The following is a 16,778-nucleotide window of genomic DNA, read 5'->3' on the forward strand; positions in this document are numbered from 1 at the left end:
AGGTTACTGGGAGGTCAAGGCCACCGCCTGCAGCTTGGAGCTGGGCAGCGTGCCGTACTTCTGGACCGACGCCTCCCAGTGGGAGAGTCCGGCCAGCATGGATGCCCGCAGGTTGTTGCGGCGGGTGTCTTCCTTGCGCTCTCCCGAGCGGTCGGTGAAGAAGACCTTGGTTTCCTTCTGGAAGGTCTCTTGGTCGCCGGCAGCGAGGGCTGCCCAGGCTTGCTTGAACTTGGCCGGGTCACCGACCTGGTAGGCCACGTCGATCATCACGGCCCGTTGAGCCGGGGTCATCTTTGCCCACAGGCCCGGGGCAGCGGCTTCGGCCACCGTCTGGGTCTGCTTCTCGTAGCGAGGTAGGGCCACCATCAGCAGCCGCTTAGCCTGCTCGGGGGTGAGCTGGACGCTGCCGTCGCGGATGCCCTCGATGCGTTCCTCGGGAACGCCGGCACGCTTCAAGTCCGAGACGACGTTCTTCTCGTTCGCCTTCAGGTTGTAGCCCATGCCAATGTTCTTGCCGGCACCATGCGCCGGGTCATCGTAGGCGCGGAGGGCAACACTCTCGCCCATGGTGACCAGCGAGGCGGCATATCCCATGTGGCCCTGCAGCATCGGGCTGGTCATCAGCTCCAGCGAAGTTCGAGCCGTGAGGTTGTGGTCTGGGGTCATGCCTTGTCGCTCGATGGGTTGAAGACGGTCGAACGACGGAGTGCCGAGCGACATTCGAGGGACGGTTTGGAGGCGCTCCAGCAGTTGCTTCTGGGAGGCGGCCTTGTAGGCGGAAACCTCAGCCGGCTTGAACGCCCCGAGGGCTTCAGCTTTCGCCAGCAGTTCCATCGAGAGGGGCGGCAGAGAACCGGACTTGAGACCCTCGCGGGCTTTGCCCAGCGCCACCAGTTCGTCCTTCGAGAGGACCTTGCGGGTGCGCTCGTTGTCGAGCAGGGTGCGGAGGTCCACGTTGTGGAGGGCCTGCTGCGAGGAGCCGTTGAAAGCGACCACGCTGTAGAGTCCTTCCGTGCCCTGTGGGATGTACTGCACGCTCCAGTTCGCATCGCTTCGCGAGCCCGTCTTCAGGGCCTCGGCGACACGCTTCGAGTGCGCAGAGAGCGCCTCTTGAGCCCCCTGCCCGCCGAGCCCTGCAGGGACCTTCACCGGGTTGCTCGTGGTGGTGTCCACGACCCAGTTCTTCTTGGTCCACGCCTGCAGGTGTGTCTGGGCGTCCTCGTCGGAGGCGAAGGGGTTTCGGGTGCGCCACTCGCGAATCTCGATGGCCGCATCAGACTGGACAGCGCCGAGCGACTCGGGCCGGCCGTTGCCACCCAGCCATCGCGGCCACCAGCTGGAGCCCTCGATGTTCTTCACGACATCGTTCTTCAGCACCTTCTGAAACTCAGGCGTCTTCACGAAGTCCTCTGCGGCCTTCCGTGCTGCCGGGTCGATGGCCTTGTATGCCTGGACGTAGGCGGCCTTCTCGTCGGTTCCGTTGCCGGTCGCAGAGACGTAGCCTTCGAGCACCTTGCGGGTGTCCTCATCGAAGTAGTCGTTCCGGTACTCGGGACTCACCGACATCGCCTTGTAGAGAACGGCAGCGGCTTTGAAGGACGTGCTCGCGTTCTCGCCCGGGTGGTTGGTGACCAGGGTCTTGATGTAGCGCTGCAGCTGCCCGAACGGGACCGTGGATTGCGCCTTGGACTGGAGGTGCATGATGCGGCCTGCTATGTCCGAGACACCCGCCACGTTGCCCTCGCGGTTGGAGATCTTCAGCCCCTCGATGAGTTCGCCCATCCGGGCGTCCATGATCTGGTTCTGGACCTCAGGCTTGTGCTGCCATAGCTCGCCCGTGTCGAAGGCGCCCATGAGCTGCCCAGTTGCAGCCTTGCGGCGCAGCGAGTCCTGGGCCCGAGCCCAGAGCGAGGCAGCCTGGCCGGGCGACTGAACCGCCCCGAACTGGGTCATGTCCGACACGATGCGCTCCATGGTCACCTTCTCCGGCACCGTGTCGATGTCCGACTCGTAGGTCATGAGGAACTCGGCCTGCGACTTCTCGGACTTCTGCATCAGCTCCTTGTCGCGGGTCTGGCGTGCGTGCTGCTTCGCGGTGTCGATGGCCTGTGCCAGCTGCGGGTTGCGCGCACGGAGGGTCATCCCCTCTGAGTCCTTCTGCTCGAACACATCGAACAGCTCCGGTGCGCCACCCATCTGGTTGCTGGCATGGTGGAGCTGCATAAACATCAGCTGAGCGGCTTCCTTGTGGGTCTTTCCGTTCGCCAGGACGTTGCCCCGGAACTTCGGGTAGTTCGCCCACATTTGGTCAGGGGTCTGGTTCGGAGTGAACATGTCGGCCGCCTGCTGCGTGAGGTTGGCGTTCACCGACTCCTCGCGCTTGACCATGCGGTCGCGCTCCAGCTCGCCGTTGACCTGAGCTTCCAGCTCGCTGAAATGGGACCCGATGAGCGCAACCGCTCGGGGGTCGGTGATGCCCTTCAGTGCCTCCTGGCGCTTCTGCATGAGCCATCCGGGAGGGACGCCTTCGGCGGTGTTGCGGAGGTTGTTGAACTCCACCGCCAGGTCGCGCTTGTTGGCGACCCCCACGCGGTGCGCCAGAGCCTCGCGGTTCGCCTGGAGGAAGGTGTCAGCGTAGGCCGGGGGAACGTTCGAGGGAAGCACCGGATCACCCGTCAAGGCGTCCCGGGGCACCTCCACGTGCTGCGCTGCAGCTGTCCCTTCGAGGGCCACCTTGCGGTTCGTCTCCTCGGCCTCGGCCAAGGCTTGCTGTTGCTGGACAGCGCCGTACTGCTGCAGGGCCGGATTGAGGGACGCGAGGCCCCGCATGAGGCTCTCGGCTTCCCCGCCGCTCGGCATGGCAGACATGTAGTTGCCCGGCTGTGCCTGGACGGTGTGACGCACCGGGCCGGACTGGTCCCGCATCTGCGGGCGCTGGGAGACGCGGAACTGTTCGGTCATGGATTACTTCCTGGGTTGCTGTGCCGACCTCATGCGGGTCTGGTTGGCTTGCTGAGTCGAGTACGCAGAGATACCGGCGCTCACGATCTGCAAGCCGGTTCCCACCTTCGATGGCATCTGGATGGAGTTCAGCCGACTGGTCGCCTGCTCGGCTAACGAGAACGACCGGAAGCTGTTCTCGCGCATCCCGGTCTGGGAGTTGTTCGCCAGGGTGGCGAGCTGCTCGCCGGTGTTGATGGAGCCGATGGTTCGGGCTCGGTCAACCGAGTTGCCGCCTCCGTACTCGCCAGCCACGACATCGAACAAGGCTGACTCCTTGGCCGCCTGCTTCGCGTGCGCGTTGGTCTCAGCCGCGTCAGCTGCGAACTGCTGGTCACGTTGCCGCGCCAGGTCGGCCTGCTGGAGGTCCTCTTCACGCTTCAGGCCATCCTTGGTGATGTTCGCTGTGCGCCGGGTAGTCTCATGGGCATGAGCAGCGGACGCAGCCGCAATGACCAGCAATGCAATGGTTGTTGGTTCACACATGGGGTAGGTAGAAAAGGTCGAAGCCATCGCGTGGCGACGGCAGGATGCGGAACCCCAGGGCCAGCACGAACGCGCGGTTGCGGTGGCTGTCCTTGGGGATGTAGTTGAAGACCAGCCGTCCAGCAGAGGTCTGCTTGAGCTGCTTCACGAGGTGCTTAGCGCGTCGCCACACGGTTGCTTGATGGCGTTGGACGATGGGCGAACAGAGGAGCCAGGGGGACACCTCTTGCTCGAAGGCCGTCACTCCGAAAAGGGCCACGAGAGTGCCCTGCTCGTCACGGTAGGCCACGCCTTCGCCCGTTAGGATCGCTACCGCGAGCCCTTCCCGCCACCCAGGGGAAACCTCCTTCGAGTCCTCCTCCCGGAGCTGCAACTCGAACGCATCCTCGGGCCGCGCTTTGGAGGCACGGATCAACGCGATGCCTTCATCGTCACGTCCCCCACCCACTCGGCGTAGGGGAACTTGCAGGGAAACCAACTGTCGCTCTCGATGGTGACGGCTGTGCCCGCAGCCTTGGCTTGGACCGGAATGCTGAAGTCACCGCTGCTGAGGGCCAACTCCGATGCCCCCTGCCCCGGTTGCCCAACGGTGCGCCCGCTGAAGGGGTAGGTGTAGGTCTGCCGCAGGGCGGGTGTCACTTTTGCATTGAACCAGCCGGTTCCGACATAGCGCACCATGACCCTGGCGAGTTTCACAGCCGCGTGCATCACAGGGACGCCCTGCTGGTCTCTCATGAAGACCTCCGTGAACGTGTAGCGCATGTTGAACTTTCGCCCGACGTAGACCGTGGCACCCTGGTGGTTGCCTTGCACGTCCACGAGGGTCCGCTTGTTGACCGAGTCAATGAGGTACGCCGTGGGAGTCAGCTCAACGGGTTCTGCGCCGGAGACGCATTTGACGACCGTCAGTCCGCCCTGGGCGATGTAGGGAACCGCCAGCCGCGTGGCTGAGCCGGTGAACTCGGCTGGGGCGAGCGTTCGATGATCGAGGCGCAGGGCGAAGTCGGCTTGGCTGTCCGTCGCCTGCTCCTCGAAGTCCAATGTCTCGATGACGTAGCGGCCACCGGGCATCGGGTCGCCCGTTACCACGACGTGCTTCATCAGGTAGAGCTTGCGGGACTCCCAATGAGCCGACAGGATTCGTGAAGTGCCCGGGTCGTTGAAGACAACGCGGCACCACGCCTTCTGCGTCATCTGGTCCGCGTCGTTCGTGGCGTACTGGAAGATGAACAGGTCCTGTGTAGTCCCATAGGGAACCACGACAGCGGCCTTCAACGTTGTCGAAGCGGTCACCGAGCGCGGGCTGGCCGGGACGTACTTCGGGCAGTGCTCGGTGAGGTCCTCGGCCGTATTCGTCACGGTGTCCTCCGAGACCTTGTAGAGGTTCACCTGAGAGTTGCTCCCGAGCCGGGCCATGAACATCACTCGGTTGCCGAGGCTCAAGGGGCGTACCGTCGAGTCGCACTCGAACGTCGTCGATGGCTGGAGCTGGGCGGTGGACGGAGAGAGGATGTCCCCAGCCGATAGCACGAACTGGCGCTTGCCATTGGCCCAGACCAGCAGCGTCTTGTTGTACGCCACAGCCCACTCCAGGCTTTCCACTTCCTCGGACGTTGAGCCCAGGTCAATGGGGTCGGTGTCGAGCACCTGAGTGGCGGTCGTCGAAAAGAAGTTGAAGTAGGCTCCCGCCCGAGAAAGGATCACTGAGTCCCCGGCCAGGAAGCCAAGTCGGTTCCGGAAGAAGAAGGTGCCGTTGATGCTCGTACCAACGAACGACGGGTCGGGATTGCTGCTCTCGTCGCCGGACTCGCGCTTGCCCCAATCGTTGCGCCGCTCGAACACCCAGGTGCCGTCCCCCTTGGGGTACAGCTGATGGGGCATGGTGCCCCCGTCGAGGGTCGTCCGGATGCCGGGCTTGGGGGCCTCGATCCACCGGGCCTGTTGAGCGTCCCAACGCACGTAGTAAGAGTCCTCGGTGGAGTCCGCCGTGCCGTTCACCGAAATGACGTAGCCGGACTCGAAGTGCCCTGGCAGTTGCGCGAAGGTGTCTACGCCCAGGTGCAGCGCAGAGAGGCACTGATTTCCCCAGGTGTCCGACACCACCATCTGCATGGGGACCCCGACCGGCAGGGCCACCTTCACGATGTTGGAGTTCGCAAGCACGTAGGCGTTGAAGGTGGGGTCAGCCGCGTTGATCTGCGCCGCAAGCGCGTTGGCGATGACCGCGTTCGTCGGCGAGTCGCCGGAGTACACGGACACCGACTTCATGTTGACCGTGACGTTGAAGTAGTGCTTCGGCACCGAGGTCTTCACGTAGACGTACCCGACGTTGGTGGGGTTTGATGAGGTCGTCGCCTCCAGCATGGACACCTCCTTGCGGCGGTTCACGACGAAGGTGTAGTCGGCCACTGACACGCAACGGAAGTCCCGTTCGGCGTCCACCACGCTGAGGTATGACTTCCCCGAGGGGAACTCGACCATCTGGGACGCGCCCGTCTTCATCGAGTACAGCATCAGGTCGCCGTTCACCAGCAGCAGCTTGTAAAGCTCGCCGGCCTGCTTGAACGTGTGGACTGTGCCTACCCCATTGGCGCCCTGCACAGACATGGACTCGTGGGTGGAGTCCAGGGTGAACTCGTGGCGCGTGCCGTGGCGCTTGTAGAGGCCGTCCACCAGGGTCGCCAGTGCGTTGTCCTGCTCGGCACACTGGGTGGCATGGCGCATGGCCGGAATCTGTTGCGACACCCCGCCGAACAGGCCGGGGAACGAGCGGGTCAGAAGGCTCATTGCATCTCTCGGCCGTAGACCACGCTGCCCACGGACCAGGAGTCGCGCAGCATGTTGTGATCACCGACCTCCGCCTCGTGGTCGTTCAGGGCCAGAAAGGCGGCCTGCTCGTCGTCCGCCGAGTAGCGGTAGGTGGAGTCGCTCACGGAGCTGCGGCCCTGCATCGTGCGGGCAGCGCGGATGTTGATGTAGTGGCGGGCCGGCTGCGGCAGCTCGTCCCACCCGAGGAGGAACACCACGGTGGCCGTGAGGTCCTGCGTGAAGGCGTAGCTGTGAGCCTTGCTGTCATACAGCCGCAGGCCGCGCTGCACCGGGTCCACGTTGGTGTGCTTGGCGTCCACGTCCACACGGAGGGCGTTCGGGGCCAACGCGACGGCGCCAGCTTCGTCCCGAGTGAGTGGGAACTCGTACTCGGTGTTGAACTTCCAGCCGAGCGACTGCACCACCCGGGAAGTCTCCGAGAGGATTCCCTTGGCGCGGTCTAGAGGGTAGATGCCGGACTGCACGAGCGAGGTCACAGGGGCCTCGTCGCATGCCTCCAGCATGATGTTGACAGCCTCCAGCTCGGAGGTCAGGGTCGTAGCGGTCATGCGATGGGGTCCCGTTGCGGGCGAAAAAATAGGCCCCCTGCTGGGGGTTCCAGAGGGGGCCTTGGGGTTGGCCTATCAGGCCGTGGTCTTCAGCTCGACCGAGCACTCCGGGCGGAGGATGCCGTGACCCATCAGGTACTTGCTGATGATCAGCGTGCCCTGACGGCGCATGTCGTAGCCCATCTCGTTCTGGAGGTCCAGGAGCTTGAGCGTGCCGACTGCGTCAGCCGTCTTGATGAGGGCAGCGGTCTTCGAGAAGTCGCCCTGGTAGGCGGCCGGACCGGTGTTCACAACGGCATTCGGGAGGTTGTTGGTCTTCACCAGCTCGATGCCGGCGACCTCGTACACCTTGCCCTTGTTCTTCTCGCCGTTGGAGCCGTTCACGTCCTTGTCCACCAGGTTGTCCACCTGTGCCAGGAGCCAGTACTGGGCCGGCTTCATGAACGAGTACTTCCGCTTCGACTCGGGGATGTCCTTTTCATCGAACACCTGCGCGGCAGCGTAGTGGCCGGCGATGAGGTCGGTCGCGCTCGTCTTGTAGAGCGTGGTTGCCGAGGTCAGCGAGGTGCCACCGAACGCGCCGGTCACCGTTGCCGAGGCGCGGGCCGCGAGCACGCCGACGCGCAGCACGTTCTTGTCCCAGTTGTTCGCCAGGGCGTGGCCGCACTCGGTCGAGTAGATCGAGCGGTAGTCGTAGTGGTTCTTCGCTTCATCGATGTTCGGGATGAACACGTCCGACAGCAGGAGGTCATCGATGGTGATGACGCGCTCGGCCACGTTGCTCGACTGGCCGACGATTTCGGCACCGGGCGTGTGGTAGCCAGCGTTCACCTTCCAGGTGGCCGGGAAGCTCGCGCTCTTGCCGCTCGGGATGGTGCGGACGAAGTGCTTGTCCAGCACCTTGGTCTCGGTGTTGAACGCCGTCAGGACTTCGCCGCCGAAGACCTTCAGGAACATCTCATCGGTCATGCCAGCGCCGTTGACTTGACCGACACGGATGGGGGATGCGTTTGCCATTTTGTTTTTTCTGGAGAGGGTGTGAGAGACGGCCTTGCGTCCATGGAGGACCGGCCTGCGGGGCTCACTTGCTGCTCTCGAAGCGGCGTTCGTCGCGCATCAGGGTGTCCTCCTCGGAGGGCCTGCGGGCTTTCGTTGCGTGCGTGGAGAGAGAAAGGGGAACGAACGGGAACACCCGGGCTGACGCGCCGGGAGACGTTGCGAACTGCGGTATCCGGTCAGACCTTCAGGGGTCGTTCCTGCCCATGCAGCTCGCGGTTGGATCAGAAGTTGTCCATGAGGCCGATGCGGCGCTCGACCATGGCGCGGTACGCCGGGTCTTTCCTGTAGCGGGGGTCGCTCATCGCCTCGGTCACCTGAGCGCGGCTGGCGAACCCAGCCTCGGAGGCAGGAGTGCCACCTTGCTGGCCCGCCAGGAGCACCGGGTCGCGGCCCATGGAGCCCTCGTAGCGAGCCTTCAGGCCCATGATGGCCTGCGACATCTGCTCAGGTGTGCCCACCACGGACGTGTTGAATGCATCCTGCTCGGCCGGCGACATGTTCGTGGCGGCCCACTGGACCATCTTCGAGTACGAATCCTGGCCGCCAACGAGGGCGAAGCCTTGCGCCGCGTGCTGGTCCACCAGGGCTTGCTGGCCCGCGATGTACGCGTTGACCACTTCCTTGGGGATGCCGGCCGCTTCGAGGGCTGCGTAGCTGCCATCGGACAGCGCACCGCTGGAGTCGAACTCGGTCTGCAGGGTCGCCATGTCCAGCTTGGCGGACTTGACGGCGTCCTCTGCGGCCTTCTGCTCGGGTGTCTGGCCTTCGGGTGGCGTCTCGGCAGGCTTGCCCACCTTGGACTCCAGCTCGGCGTGAGCCTTCAGGAGCGCCTCGGTGTTCAGTTGGCCCTTGGCTGCGTCCCAGAACTTCTCGGGGACGTGCTCGGGGCGCGCCGTGACGACCGGCTGCTGCTCACCAGCAGGGGCGCCTTGAGGGGCACCACCGTTCGCTGCGGCTTGGGCAGCGGCAGCATTGGCATCCACAAGGGCGACCATCTGGGCGTCATGCTCGGAGAGCTGGGGCGCCTGTGTTTGCTGCTCGCCGGGCATCAGTAGTCCGTGCGGAGCGCCGGGCTGGCACCCTTCTGGAGGGACGGGACCACCTGGGGCTTGAAGCCCGCCTTCTCGGCAAGGGCGACCTCGACAGCGAAGTCGGAGGCCGTCACCGGCACAGCTTGGCCGTTGACCTTGGCTTGCAGTTCAGCGACGAGGGCCATCAGTTCGGCCACGGTGGGTTCTTTGGCCTCGGTGGCCGTTGCTTGCTTGCTCATTGGGTTCCTTGAGGAGCCATACCCGCCTTGGCAAGTTGGCCCATTTGGTTGATGGCGTTGGGGCCGAGCTGCTGCATCATTGCCAGCTGCTGCTTCTGCTGCTGTTCAGCGGCGACCACTTCCTTCGGCTTGATGAGGCCGTCAGCCTTCACCCCGCGTGCGGTCGTGAGGCGCTTCAGGAGGTCATCGAAGGACACGTAGGTCTCCAGGGCTTGGGGCCCGCCGAGGTCCACGATGTCCTTCACGAGGGCACGGAGGTTGTCCAGCTCGGCGCCACGGCCGAGGGCATCCAAGCCAGTCACGATGACCGGACGGAGCGCCTTCTTCGGCAACGCAGGCAGCTTGCCGGCCTTCTCCAGCTCCAGCATCTTGCGGCGCAGGAAGGGACGCTGGAACTCCTGCGACAGGGTCGAGTAGTTGCCACCGAGGAGCGAGTCCAGCTCCTGCGCCATGTAGCGGATTTCCTCCGCAGTCACGCGCTCTGCGTTGCGCTGGATGGCCTGGTTCAGAGCGAAGGCGTAGGCCAGCTCCTCCTTCAGGTCGTTGATCATCTCGCGCGCCGTGCGGAAGTCCTGGGTTTTCTCCGATTGGAGGGCGTGGACATCGTCCGGCTTACCGTCAATCACGTCCCCTGTCTCCGAGCGTGTCAGGGCGGAAGCCTTGGTTACGCCGTTCGGGTTGCGCAGGTAGACGACCTTGGCGGCCACAGCAGTGCCCTTCACGAGCGCGGCAGTGAGCGCCTCCAGGCTGATGAAGTAGCCGAGGTAGTCTTCGACCAGTCCACGTCCGTAGCTCTCGCCACTGACCGGGGTCCAGCGCAGCGGCATCCAGGGACTGGCATCCAGCGGATAGGAGCCATCGGACTCGGGGACATTGATCCCTTCGACCTCTTGCCAGACCCGCCAGTGGTTGCCGTTACGGAAGACGCCCGTGTAGACGGTGACGGTCTTGTCCGGGTGGCCGTGCTGCCCTGCCCGCTCCAGTAGGCGTGCCTTGACGGCTCCACGAATGGATTCCGGGAGGGTCATCGGGGACACGCGGTCTTCCGCGATGGTGCGAAGGACGTTGCCCGAGTCATCACGCTGGCACACGTAGGAGTGCAGCGGGTAGCACTTCACGCCCCCTTCCGGGAGCATGTACGTCAGGACGTTGCCGGCGACCAGGAGATGCTTCACGCCCTCGCCGACCGGGGTCCGCGTGGGCGTCTCCTCGATGTCGGACTGGATGATGGCCTCGTAGTCGGCCAGGGCACGCTCGACATCGGCACGCACCTGAGGGCCGCCAAGCTGCGCCAGGATGTTGTCCCCCACCTGGAGGCGGAAGAACGACTGGCGTGCCGGGAGGATGGCGAGGAGTAGCTTCGAGGCCAGCGAGTTGACGCACCGGGCGCCATAGTTCGAGTAGCCGGAACGCAGCTTTCCACCGGACGTACGCCCTTCAGGGGGCAGCAACGTGGGAACGGTGTACTTCGACGCGTCCCTTGCCCGGAGCAGGTAGGGGCTTCGGTCCGTGGACAGTCGCTCGTATTCCTGCTTCAGGGAGACCGGCAGTTGCATCAGCCAGTCTTGGGGATGGCTAGTCCGGATGGCGTGGCCGGGGACTTCGCGGGCGCCTTGATGCGCAGCTGGGACATGTTGGTTGCGGCTCGCTTGTCGTTGGGGATGGCGAGCGGCTTGGGTGCTTCAGCCGGCGGCGGGGGGGCCACCGTGTTCTGCACCGGAGCTTTCGGGGATGAGCACATGGAGGCCTTGGAGAATCAGTGAGAGCCCTTTCGGGTTTAGCGAGGGGTGGGGGCTAGAGCCGCGCGCGCCAGCCTCTTGCAAGGCAACTTGTTGAGTCGCTTGACGATTTCGTGCATTCCTTCGCGCGCGCCACGTGAGCAGTAGAGGCAAACTCCGAAGAAATTTCCGGGAGAGAACAATGGGCTACACGGAGCACTCATTCGGGCAAGACGCGAAACGCATCGGCAAGAAGATTCAGGTGCAGTGCATAACCTGTAAGGGAGACACAAATCATCTAATCGAAGCCTCGTTTACAAGTACGTCCACTTTTGTGGATAGCGAGGAGCAGTACACGTTCTCCGCGTACCTGACGCACCAAATACTTGTTTGCGCTGGTTGTAACGTTGTCACGTTCCGGCAGGCGTACTCTGACGATTCGATGGGCAATGACTCAGAAGTTCAGCTGTTCCCCAAGCGAGGTGCAGATACGCTCGCCGCACCGGCCTTCGAGAACGTGCCCAGCAATCTCCGCAGGTTGTACGTCGAGGTCATCGATTGCTACAACAACGACTCAGCCACACTCTGCGCCGCAGGACTTCGTGCTCTTGTGGAAGGCGTCTGTACCGAACTCGGCGTAAACGACGGTTTGGTGCCGCTCCAGAACGGGAACACCGTAAGAAAGAGCAACCTAGAAGGCAAGATCTTTGGTCTGCAGGAGCGGGGACTGCTTACGCCGACCAATGCACAGTATTTGCACGACCATCGGTCAATGGGAAACGAAGCAGTCCACCTCCTTGCGAGACCATCAAAGGAGGAGCTTCGTTTGGCAATTGAAATAGTTCAACACGTCTTTCAGTCGCTATACGAGATTCCAAATATGGCATCGAGGCTATCTGTCGCACGAGCGGCCCCGAAGCACCCCTAAGCAGCCGATGCGCCGACATCCCGGCACGCCATCTCCAGCTGAAACAGCACATCGGTGGCGATGTGGGCCAATTCCAAGAGTCCCGTCTCGTGATCCCGGGCCAGGTGCGACTCGACCGCACGACCCTGGACCTTGGCCTTCGCCGCATTCAGCATGTGCCGCAGCTGAGCGGCCCGGTAGCGTACCTGGAAGGGCTCCACGCCCTGCCACGAGCCGCGCTCGTAGGGCACCGGCTGCTTCTTCGTGACGGCCCACTGCAGGACTTCCACCACCGCCTCCAGGGCGTTCGGCATGTCATCGAACAGCAGCGTGATGTCCAGCTTTCCGGTGTCGTCCTTGCGCCCGGGGCCAGGCTTCGTCAGGTCCACCCGACTCGGCACCACGCCGGTCGGGAAGTCATGGTCGAGATGGCCGATCATGCGGTCTCCTTCGTCACGTGTTGAGGGCAGCCGGCTGCCCAGCGGACCACCGTCACGGGCCGCTCGGGGCGCGAGAGGTGGTTGCAGGCGACGCCGTCTTTCCAGGTGTGGTGTTTGCAGTTGAGGCAGTCGTTGCCTCGCTGCTGCGGTTTCATCTCATCCATCACGGCTTCGGGAAGACGCCCCAGCGGTCGAACGGATGGACACCTCGACAGTTGGCGTGCAGACCTTCCGCCCCCTCCACGATGAACTGCGTCACCGCGCGGAGGTCCGTGCTATTCGGGCGGTGTTCATTCGCCCAGTCGGTCGCCTTGCCCACCCGCGCACGGATGCGGCCCAGCTCGTTGCTGTAGCTGGTCGCCGCAGCATGCTGGCGAGTGAACGCTTGCTGCAGCGCAACGAACGCTTGCTCGACGGTGGCCCGTTCTTCGCGGAGCACCCAACGGGCGATGCGTTTCAGGATTTCCATAGGATCACTTCCTTTTTCTTGAAGTCGTAGTCGGATGCGCGGCAGATGCGAGCCACTCGGGCCTGCACGAGCGCGTCTTCTTCGGTGTGGCCTTTGGCCTCGAACGCGACCACCACGCGGCGCCAGCGCTCATCGACGCTATCCCACGAGGGGTAGTCGAGAACCTTCACGGCCCGTGCCTCTCCGCATCCGGGGAGGCCCTTGTAGCCATCGGTCGTGTCGCCGACGAGGGTCTGGTAGAAGTGCCAGTAGTTCGCCTGGTCCTCACACACGAGCCACGGCGCCTTGTCCTTCTTCGGATTCCACAGCCAGCCCGGGATGGTCTTCATGTCCTTATCTTCGGACACGATGACCTTCTGGCTGGTCGCCGGAATCTGGGGGTGCTCCGCGAGAAAGTTCTTCGGGAGCCCCTTCATCGTGGACAGGATGCCCATGATGTCGTCCGCCTCCAGCGTGTCCCGCCGGTAGCTCGGGTAGTTGGCTTCGAGGTAGTCCTTGACGGCCTTGAGGTGCACCGGGCGTTGGCTGTAGTCGCGGTGGCCCTTGTAGCTGGGCAGCACCTTGAGGCGCCAGTTCTCCTCGGTGGGGCACGACAGGCACACGATGACGTGGTCCGCCTTCACCGCCTGGGTCAGCTTGGAGACCTCCGCGTCGATGCGAAGCGGGAGGGTCTCGAAGTCGTCGGCCGCCACACACGGCGCCTCCATCCCGGGAAACCGGTAGGTGCGCTGGTGCGTGGCAGCCAGCTGGAACGCGACGATGTCAGCGTCCAGCAGCAGCGTGATGCTCACAGGGGCGGAGGGAGGAAGCTCTCGAACTGCGGCGGGATCACCAACGGGAAGCCAGCGAACTTCTCCTGCAGCCGTTCATAGCGGCGCATCGAACGGTCGAACTCCTTCTGGTCCTCGCAGTGGTCGAGGGTGAAGGTACGGTTCGACCAGTCCTTGTCGAACGCAGGAGTCCACTCCAGACCAGCGCCGTCATTCCAGACCTGGCAGATGCCGAAGTCGTGCGCCTTGGCTCGGTCCACCGGGTCAAGCCCTGGGCAAAGCATGATGACCTGCACCGGCAGCTCGAAGCCCGGCACATCCCAGATGTAGGAGACCTCAGTCTGCTCCATGTACTCGGCAGCGCCCATCATCGGAACGAGCTGCAAGGTGCCGGGTTGGAAACACCCCGTGTGCGGCACGAAGATGTCGATGTCCTTCGGCGTGCGGTCCAGAAGGAGGTCACGCAGGAAGCCACCTGCGAGGATGGCGTTGGGGAACACGGCCTGCACCGTCTTGAGGGCGTCGAGGCCCACTTGGAGAGTCGTCATTTCAGTTGCTCGGTGACGTAGCGTTGGAGGGCGCGGTGGCGCTCGGCGAGGTCGTGGTACTGCCCGTAGTTCTCGACAACCGTTTCGGCAGCGTCTTGAGGGGCAACGGGTCCGCCATCAGCTCCGGGGGAGGTGGTGGGATCAGGGGTTTCGCCATCTGCGGCGGCGTCGTGGAGCACGCGCCACTCGACAGGCAGAGGGCAAGCATCAGCAGGGATGCGAACGGGAACTTCACGGATGATTTCCTTCGTGACGGTGCGGATGCGTTGGGCTTGCGCGCGGTAGCCCTCAGCGATGGCAGCGGTGGCCTGGACGCTTCCCTCGAAGTCCTTGAGCTGGAGCTTCGAGGCGGCAAGGTCGGTGGTCAGCTGCGTGACCGTGGCCTTCGATTCCTTCAGGTCGCGCCGTGCGGCCTCGGCGTCCACCCCCGACTCGCGGATCAGGTAGACGGCCGAGGCGACGGCGAGGGCAGCGACGAGGTACGGAATGGCGCGGAGCCAACCCGTCACAGGTCGGCCCCTTCAAGCCAGAGGATGCCCTTGGCGGTGGCACGCCACACGCGGCCGAAACCTTCGGGGGTCTCAGTGCTCACCAGGCCGAGCGATGCGGCAGCCGACAGTTCCGTTGCGAACTTCCGGGCGAAGTCGCCTTGAATGGAGAGGCGGTCGTAATGAGCGAGCGACACGACGTTCGCCACCATCTCCTCCATCTCGTCAGTGAGTTTCGGACCAGTTGTTGCCAACGTCGAATGCCCCGTCGAGGGGACATCGGAAGTTGAAAAAGGAACCAGCGTCCCGGATAGATTGGACAGCCATGCGGCCAACCATTTCAGCTTTGTCATCATCGACCTCGATTTGCCACTCGTCGTGTACGTTCGCCACGAACTCGTAGTGCGTTCCGGGAATGAGCCCGGCCTCTTGGAGGGATTCGTCAAGGAGGCACAGAGCCTTCTTCATCTGGATCGCGCCAGCCGACTGGAGGAGCGTGTTGAGCGCGGAGTGCATCGAGCGGACTGGAAGCAGCCGCCCGTCAATTCCCTTGAGGAACCCGCGTTCCTTGGCCCGGGCCTGAACGTGCTGGACCAACTTGCCCATCGCGGGCAGGTTCGCCAGGAAGGCTTTGCGCAGAGCAGCGCCCTTCTTCTTGGCCTGGGCGCCCTTCTTGCGAAGGACGATCCATCCGAGGTTCTCGTCGCCCGAGCCGTAGATGAACGCGTAGAACCAGGTCTTCGCCACATCCCTGCCGGTCTCGGTGCCGAACACGTACTCCTTGACCGGCAGGCCGAGGGCCATGCAGTTCACCGAGTGCATGTCCGTGCCCTTGGACTTGTCCCCCTCCAGCACGGTCTTGATGTAGGCGCCGCCGTCGTAGATCGCCATGTACCCGGCGAGGTCACGCAGCTCCAACGCATCGGCGTCCGCACCGACCAGCTTCTTGCCCACCGGGACGATCCAGCACTCGCGACACTCGTTGCCATACTCGCTCTTGCCAGAGGGGACCTGAGCCATGTTCGGCTTGGAGTGCGTCATGCGGCCCGTGACGGCGCCGTTCGTGTTGACCCGGCCGTGGACGCGCCCATCTTTCCTGACGTGCTTGAGCCACGCCTCGTTGCCCTCGGCAATCTGCGCGATTCGCTTCACCACCATGAAGTACTCCTTCAGGGGCTTCGCTTCCGCGTAGGGCAGCGCCGAGATGACCTCGTCGTCCACCTTGGGCTTGCCGTCGCTCGTGAACTCGACGGGCTCCCAGCCGTACATCACCTTCAGCCAATGCGAGATGTGGTCACGCGAGGACAGGTTGAAGTCGGTGAGCTTCAGCTTCTGGAACGGGGCGCCGGCCACGTAGCCCATGCCCTTGTTGTCGCGGGCTGGGGTGAACGGCTTCTCGAACCGCAGGAACATCGGCTTGAACACCGCATGCACCTCGGCCTCGAGTTCCAGCTTCCGCTTCACCAAGGTGGTGTAGAGCTGGACCGCCTTCTTCTCATCGAGCAGGAAGCCGTGGGCCTCTTGGCGGACGATGATGTGCTGGACCTGGGTCTCGATGAGCACCGAGGTCTCGCTCGGTTCCTTCGACAGGATGCGGTCGTACAGCTTGTCCGTGACCACCACGTCCTGGACGCAGTAGTCCTCCATGGACTGGTTCCAGCGCTCCCAGCGGCGGGCGTAGGCAGTCTTGCGGGCGTCCTTCTCGGGCACCCCCTCGGCCATCAGACGCTCGACCAGCAGGGGGTCACCCGCGTAGTCACCCTTGTGCTCACCAAGGCGGTGCCCCCAAGCTTCGAGGCTGACGCTGCCGATGAGCTGGCCCGGAAAGGACGCGCCGGACTTCTTCTTCCGGCGGTCCAGGTCAACCTGCTTGAGGTGCGGCCACACCAAGCGGGAGAGAACCATCGTGTCGCGCTGTCGCCACCACGGAATGTCAAGTCCGTGGAGTTTCTTCAGGACCAGGCAGTCGTACCCCGTGCCGTTGTGGGCAACAACCAGCGTGCTGGGATCAGCGAGGATCGCAAGGCCCTCGGCAATCGGGCGACCTCCTGGCTGGTTGTTGAACCGGTGGATGATCCCGGTGGTACGGTCCTTGATGACCAGAACGTGGATGACGCTGACTTCGTCCAGCAGTCCATCCGTTTCAAGGTCGAAGGTGACGGCGTGCGTGAGAAGCAGCCGCACCGCCTTGGCGATGGGTGTCAACAATGGAACTCTCCCGCCTCCGATGACGGGGCTCTAGTAGT

Annotated in this window: 17 protein-coding genes; 1 reads left to right on the forward strand and 16 read right to left on the reverse strand. The window is 63.8% G+C overall.

The window, feature by feature from the left end; translation table 11 throughout:
- Positions 1-3: 3 nt before the first annotated feature.
- From ASC87_RS03085 to ASC87_RS03125, 9 genes are all read right to left on the reverse strand, one after another.
- Positions 4-2,961 carry a hypothetical protein gene (locus ASC87_RS03085; RefSeq protein WP_056656510.1) on the reverse strand — a complete coding sequence of 986 codons (2,958 nt, stop codon included), beginning with the start codon at positions 2,959-2,961 and terminating at the stop codon, positions 4-6.
- Positions 2,962-2,964: 3 nt separating this feature from the next.
- The gene (locus tag ASC87_RS03090) at positions 2,965-3,513 is read right to left on the reverse strand and encodes a hypothetical protein (RefSeq protein ID WP_157603814.1); all 549 of its coding nucleotides are present in this window, start codon (positions 3,511-3,513) and stop codon (positions 2,965-2,967) included.
- Positions 3,479-3,901 (reverse strand): hypothetical protein, encoded by a 423-nt coding sequence (locus ASC87_RS03095; protein ID WP_056656517.1) that lies wholly within the window; start codon positions 3,899-3,901, stop codon positions 3,479-3,481. The genes ASC87_RS03090 and ASC87_RS03095 overlap by 35 nt, the downstream gene beginning before the upstream one ends.
- Positions 3,898-6,273: a hypothetical protein gene (locus tag ASC87_RS03100; RefSeq protein WP_056656520.1), complete on the reverse strand. Its 2,376-nt coding sequence runs from the start codon at positions 6,271-6,273 to the stop codon at positions 3,898-3,900. The genes ASC87_RS03095 and ASC87_RS03100 overlap by 4 nt, the downstream gene beginning before the upstream one ends.
- Positions 6,270-6,863 carry a hypothetical protein gene (locus tag ASC87_RS03105; protein WP_056656523.1) on the reverse strand — a complete coding sequence of 198 codons (594 nt, stop codon included), beginning with the start codon at positions 6,861-6,863 and terminating at the stop codon, positions 6,270-6,272. The genes ASC87_RS03100 and ASC87_RS03105 overlap by 4 nt, the downstream gene beginning before the upstream one ends.
- 75 nt (positions 6,864-6,938) lie before the next feature.
- A complete protein-coding gene (locus ASC87_RS03110; protein ID WP_056656526.1) occupies positions 6,939-7,880 on the reverse strand; it encodes a hypothetical protein in 942 nt (313 codons plus the stop codon).
- Between the two features lie 263 nt (positions 7,881-8,143).
- A complete protein-coding gene (locus tag ASC87_RS03115; protein WP_162255125.1) occupies positions 8,144-8,917 on the reverse strand; it encodes a hypothetical protein in 774 nt (257 codons plus the stop codon).
- 53 nt (positions 8,918-8,970) lie between these two features.
- A complete protein-coding gene (locus tag ASC87_RS03120; protein WP_056656532.1) occupies positions 8,971-9,192 on the reverse strand; it encodes a hypothetical protein in 222 nt (73 codons plus the stop codon).
- Positions 9,189-10,748, reverse strand: a complete 1,560-nt coding sequence (locus tag ASC87_RS03125) for a portal protein (protein WP_056656535.1) — start codon at positions 10,746-10,748, stop codon at positions 9,189-9,191. Before ASC87_RS03125 ends, ASC87_RS03120 begins: the two co-directional genes overlap by 4 nt.
- Positions 10,749-11,112: 364 nt before the next feature.
- Here ASC87_RS03125 and ASC87_RS30525 point away from each other — a divergent pair, with 364 nt between their 5' ends.
- Positions 11,113-11,838: a DUF4145 domain-containing protein gene (locus ASC87_RS30525; RefSeq protein ID WP_082568348.1), complete on the forward strand. Its 726-nt coding sequence runs from the start codon at positions 11,113-11,115 to the stop codon at positions 11,836-11,838.
- Here the strand turns inward: ASC87_RS30525 and ASC87_RS03135 are convergent.
- From ASC87_RS03135 to ASC87_RS03165, 7 genes are all read right to left on the reverse strand, one after another.
- Complete coding sequence (locus ASC87_RS03135) at positions 11,835-12,257, reverse strand: dATP/dGTP diphosphohydrolase domain-containing protein (RefSeq protein ID WP_056656540.1); 423 nt, start codon at positions 12,255-12,257, stop codon at positions 11,835-11,837. The genes ASC87_RS30525 and ASC87_RS03135 overlap by 4 nt on opposite strands.
- Positions 12,258-12,420: 163 nt before the next feature.
- On the reverse strand, positions 12,421-12,726 hold the full coding sequence (locus ASC87_RS03140) for a hypothetical protein (RefSeq protein WP_056656543.1): 306 nt from the start codon (positions 12,724-12,726) through the stop codon (positions 12,421-12,423).
- Positions 12,714-13,517, reverse strand: a complete 804-nt coding sequence (locus ASC87_RS03145) for a hypothetical protein (RefSeq protein ID WP_056656546.1) — start codon at positions 13,515-13,517, stop codon at positions 12,714-12,716. The genes ASC87_RS03140 and ASC87_RS03145 overlap by 13 nt, the downstream gene beginning before the upstream one ends.
- On the reverse strand, positions 13,514-14,044 hold the full coding sequence (locus tag ASC87_RS03150) for a hypothetical protein (RefSeq protein WP_056656549.1): 531 nt from the start codon (positions 14,042-14,044) through the stop codon (positions 13,514-13,516). Before ASC87_RS03150 ends, ASC87_RS03145 begins: the two co-directional genes overlap by 4 nt.
- Positions 14,041-14,553, reverse strand: coding sequence for a hypothetical protein (locus ASC87_RS03155; protein WP_056656552.1), 513 nt, complete (start codon positions 14,551-14,553; stop codon positions 14,041-14,043). The genes ASC87_RS03150 and ASC87_RS03155 overlap by 4 nt, the downstream gene beginning before the upstream one ends.
- Entirely contained in the window at positions 14,550-14,744 is a 195-nt protein-coding gene (locus ASC87_RS03160) for a hypothetical protein (RefSeq protein WP_200954287.1), read from the reverse strand. The genes ASC87_RS03155 and ASC87_RS03160 overlap by 4 nt, the downstream gene beginning before the upstream one ends.
- Before the next feature lie 13 nt (positions 14,745-14,757).
- Positions 14,758-16,737 carry a DNA polymerase gene (locus tag ASC87_RS03165; protein WP_056656558.1) on the reverse strand — a complete coding sequence of 660 codons (1,980 nt, stop codon included), beginning with the start codon at positions 16,735-16,737 and terminating at the stop codon, positions 14,758-14,760.
- Positions 16,738-16,778: the final 41 nt, after the last annotated feature.

The sequence above is a fragment of the Rhizobacter sp. Root1221 genome (assembly GCF_001425785.1).
Lineage (GTDB): Bacteria > Pseudomonadota > Gammaproteobacteria > Burkholderiales > Burkholderiaceae_C > Rhizobacter.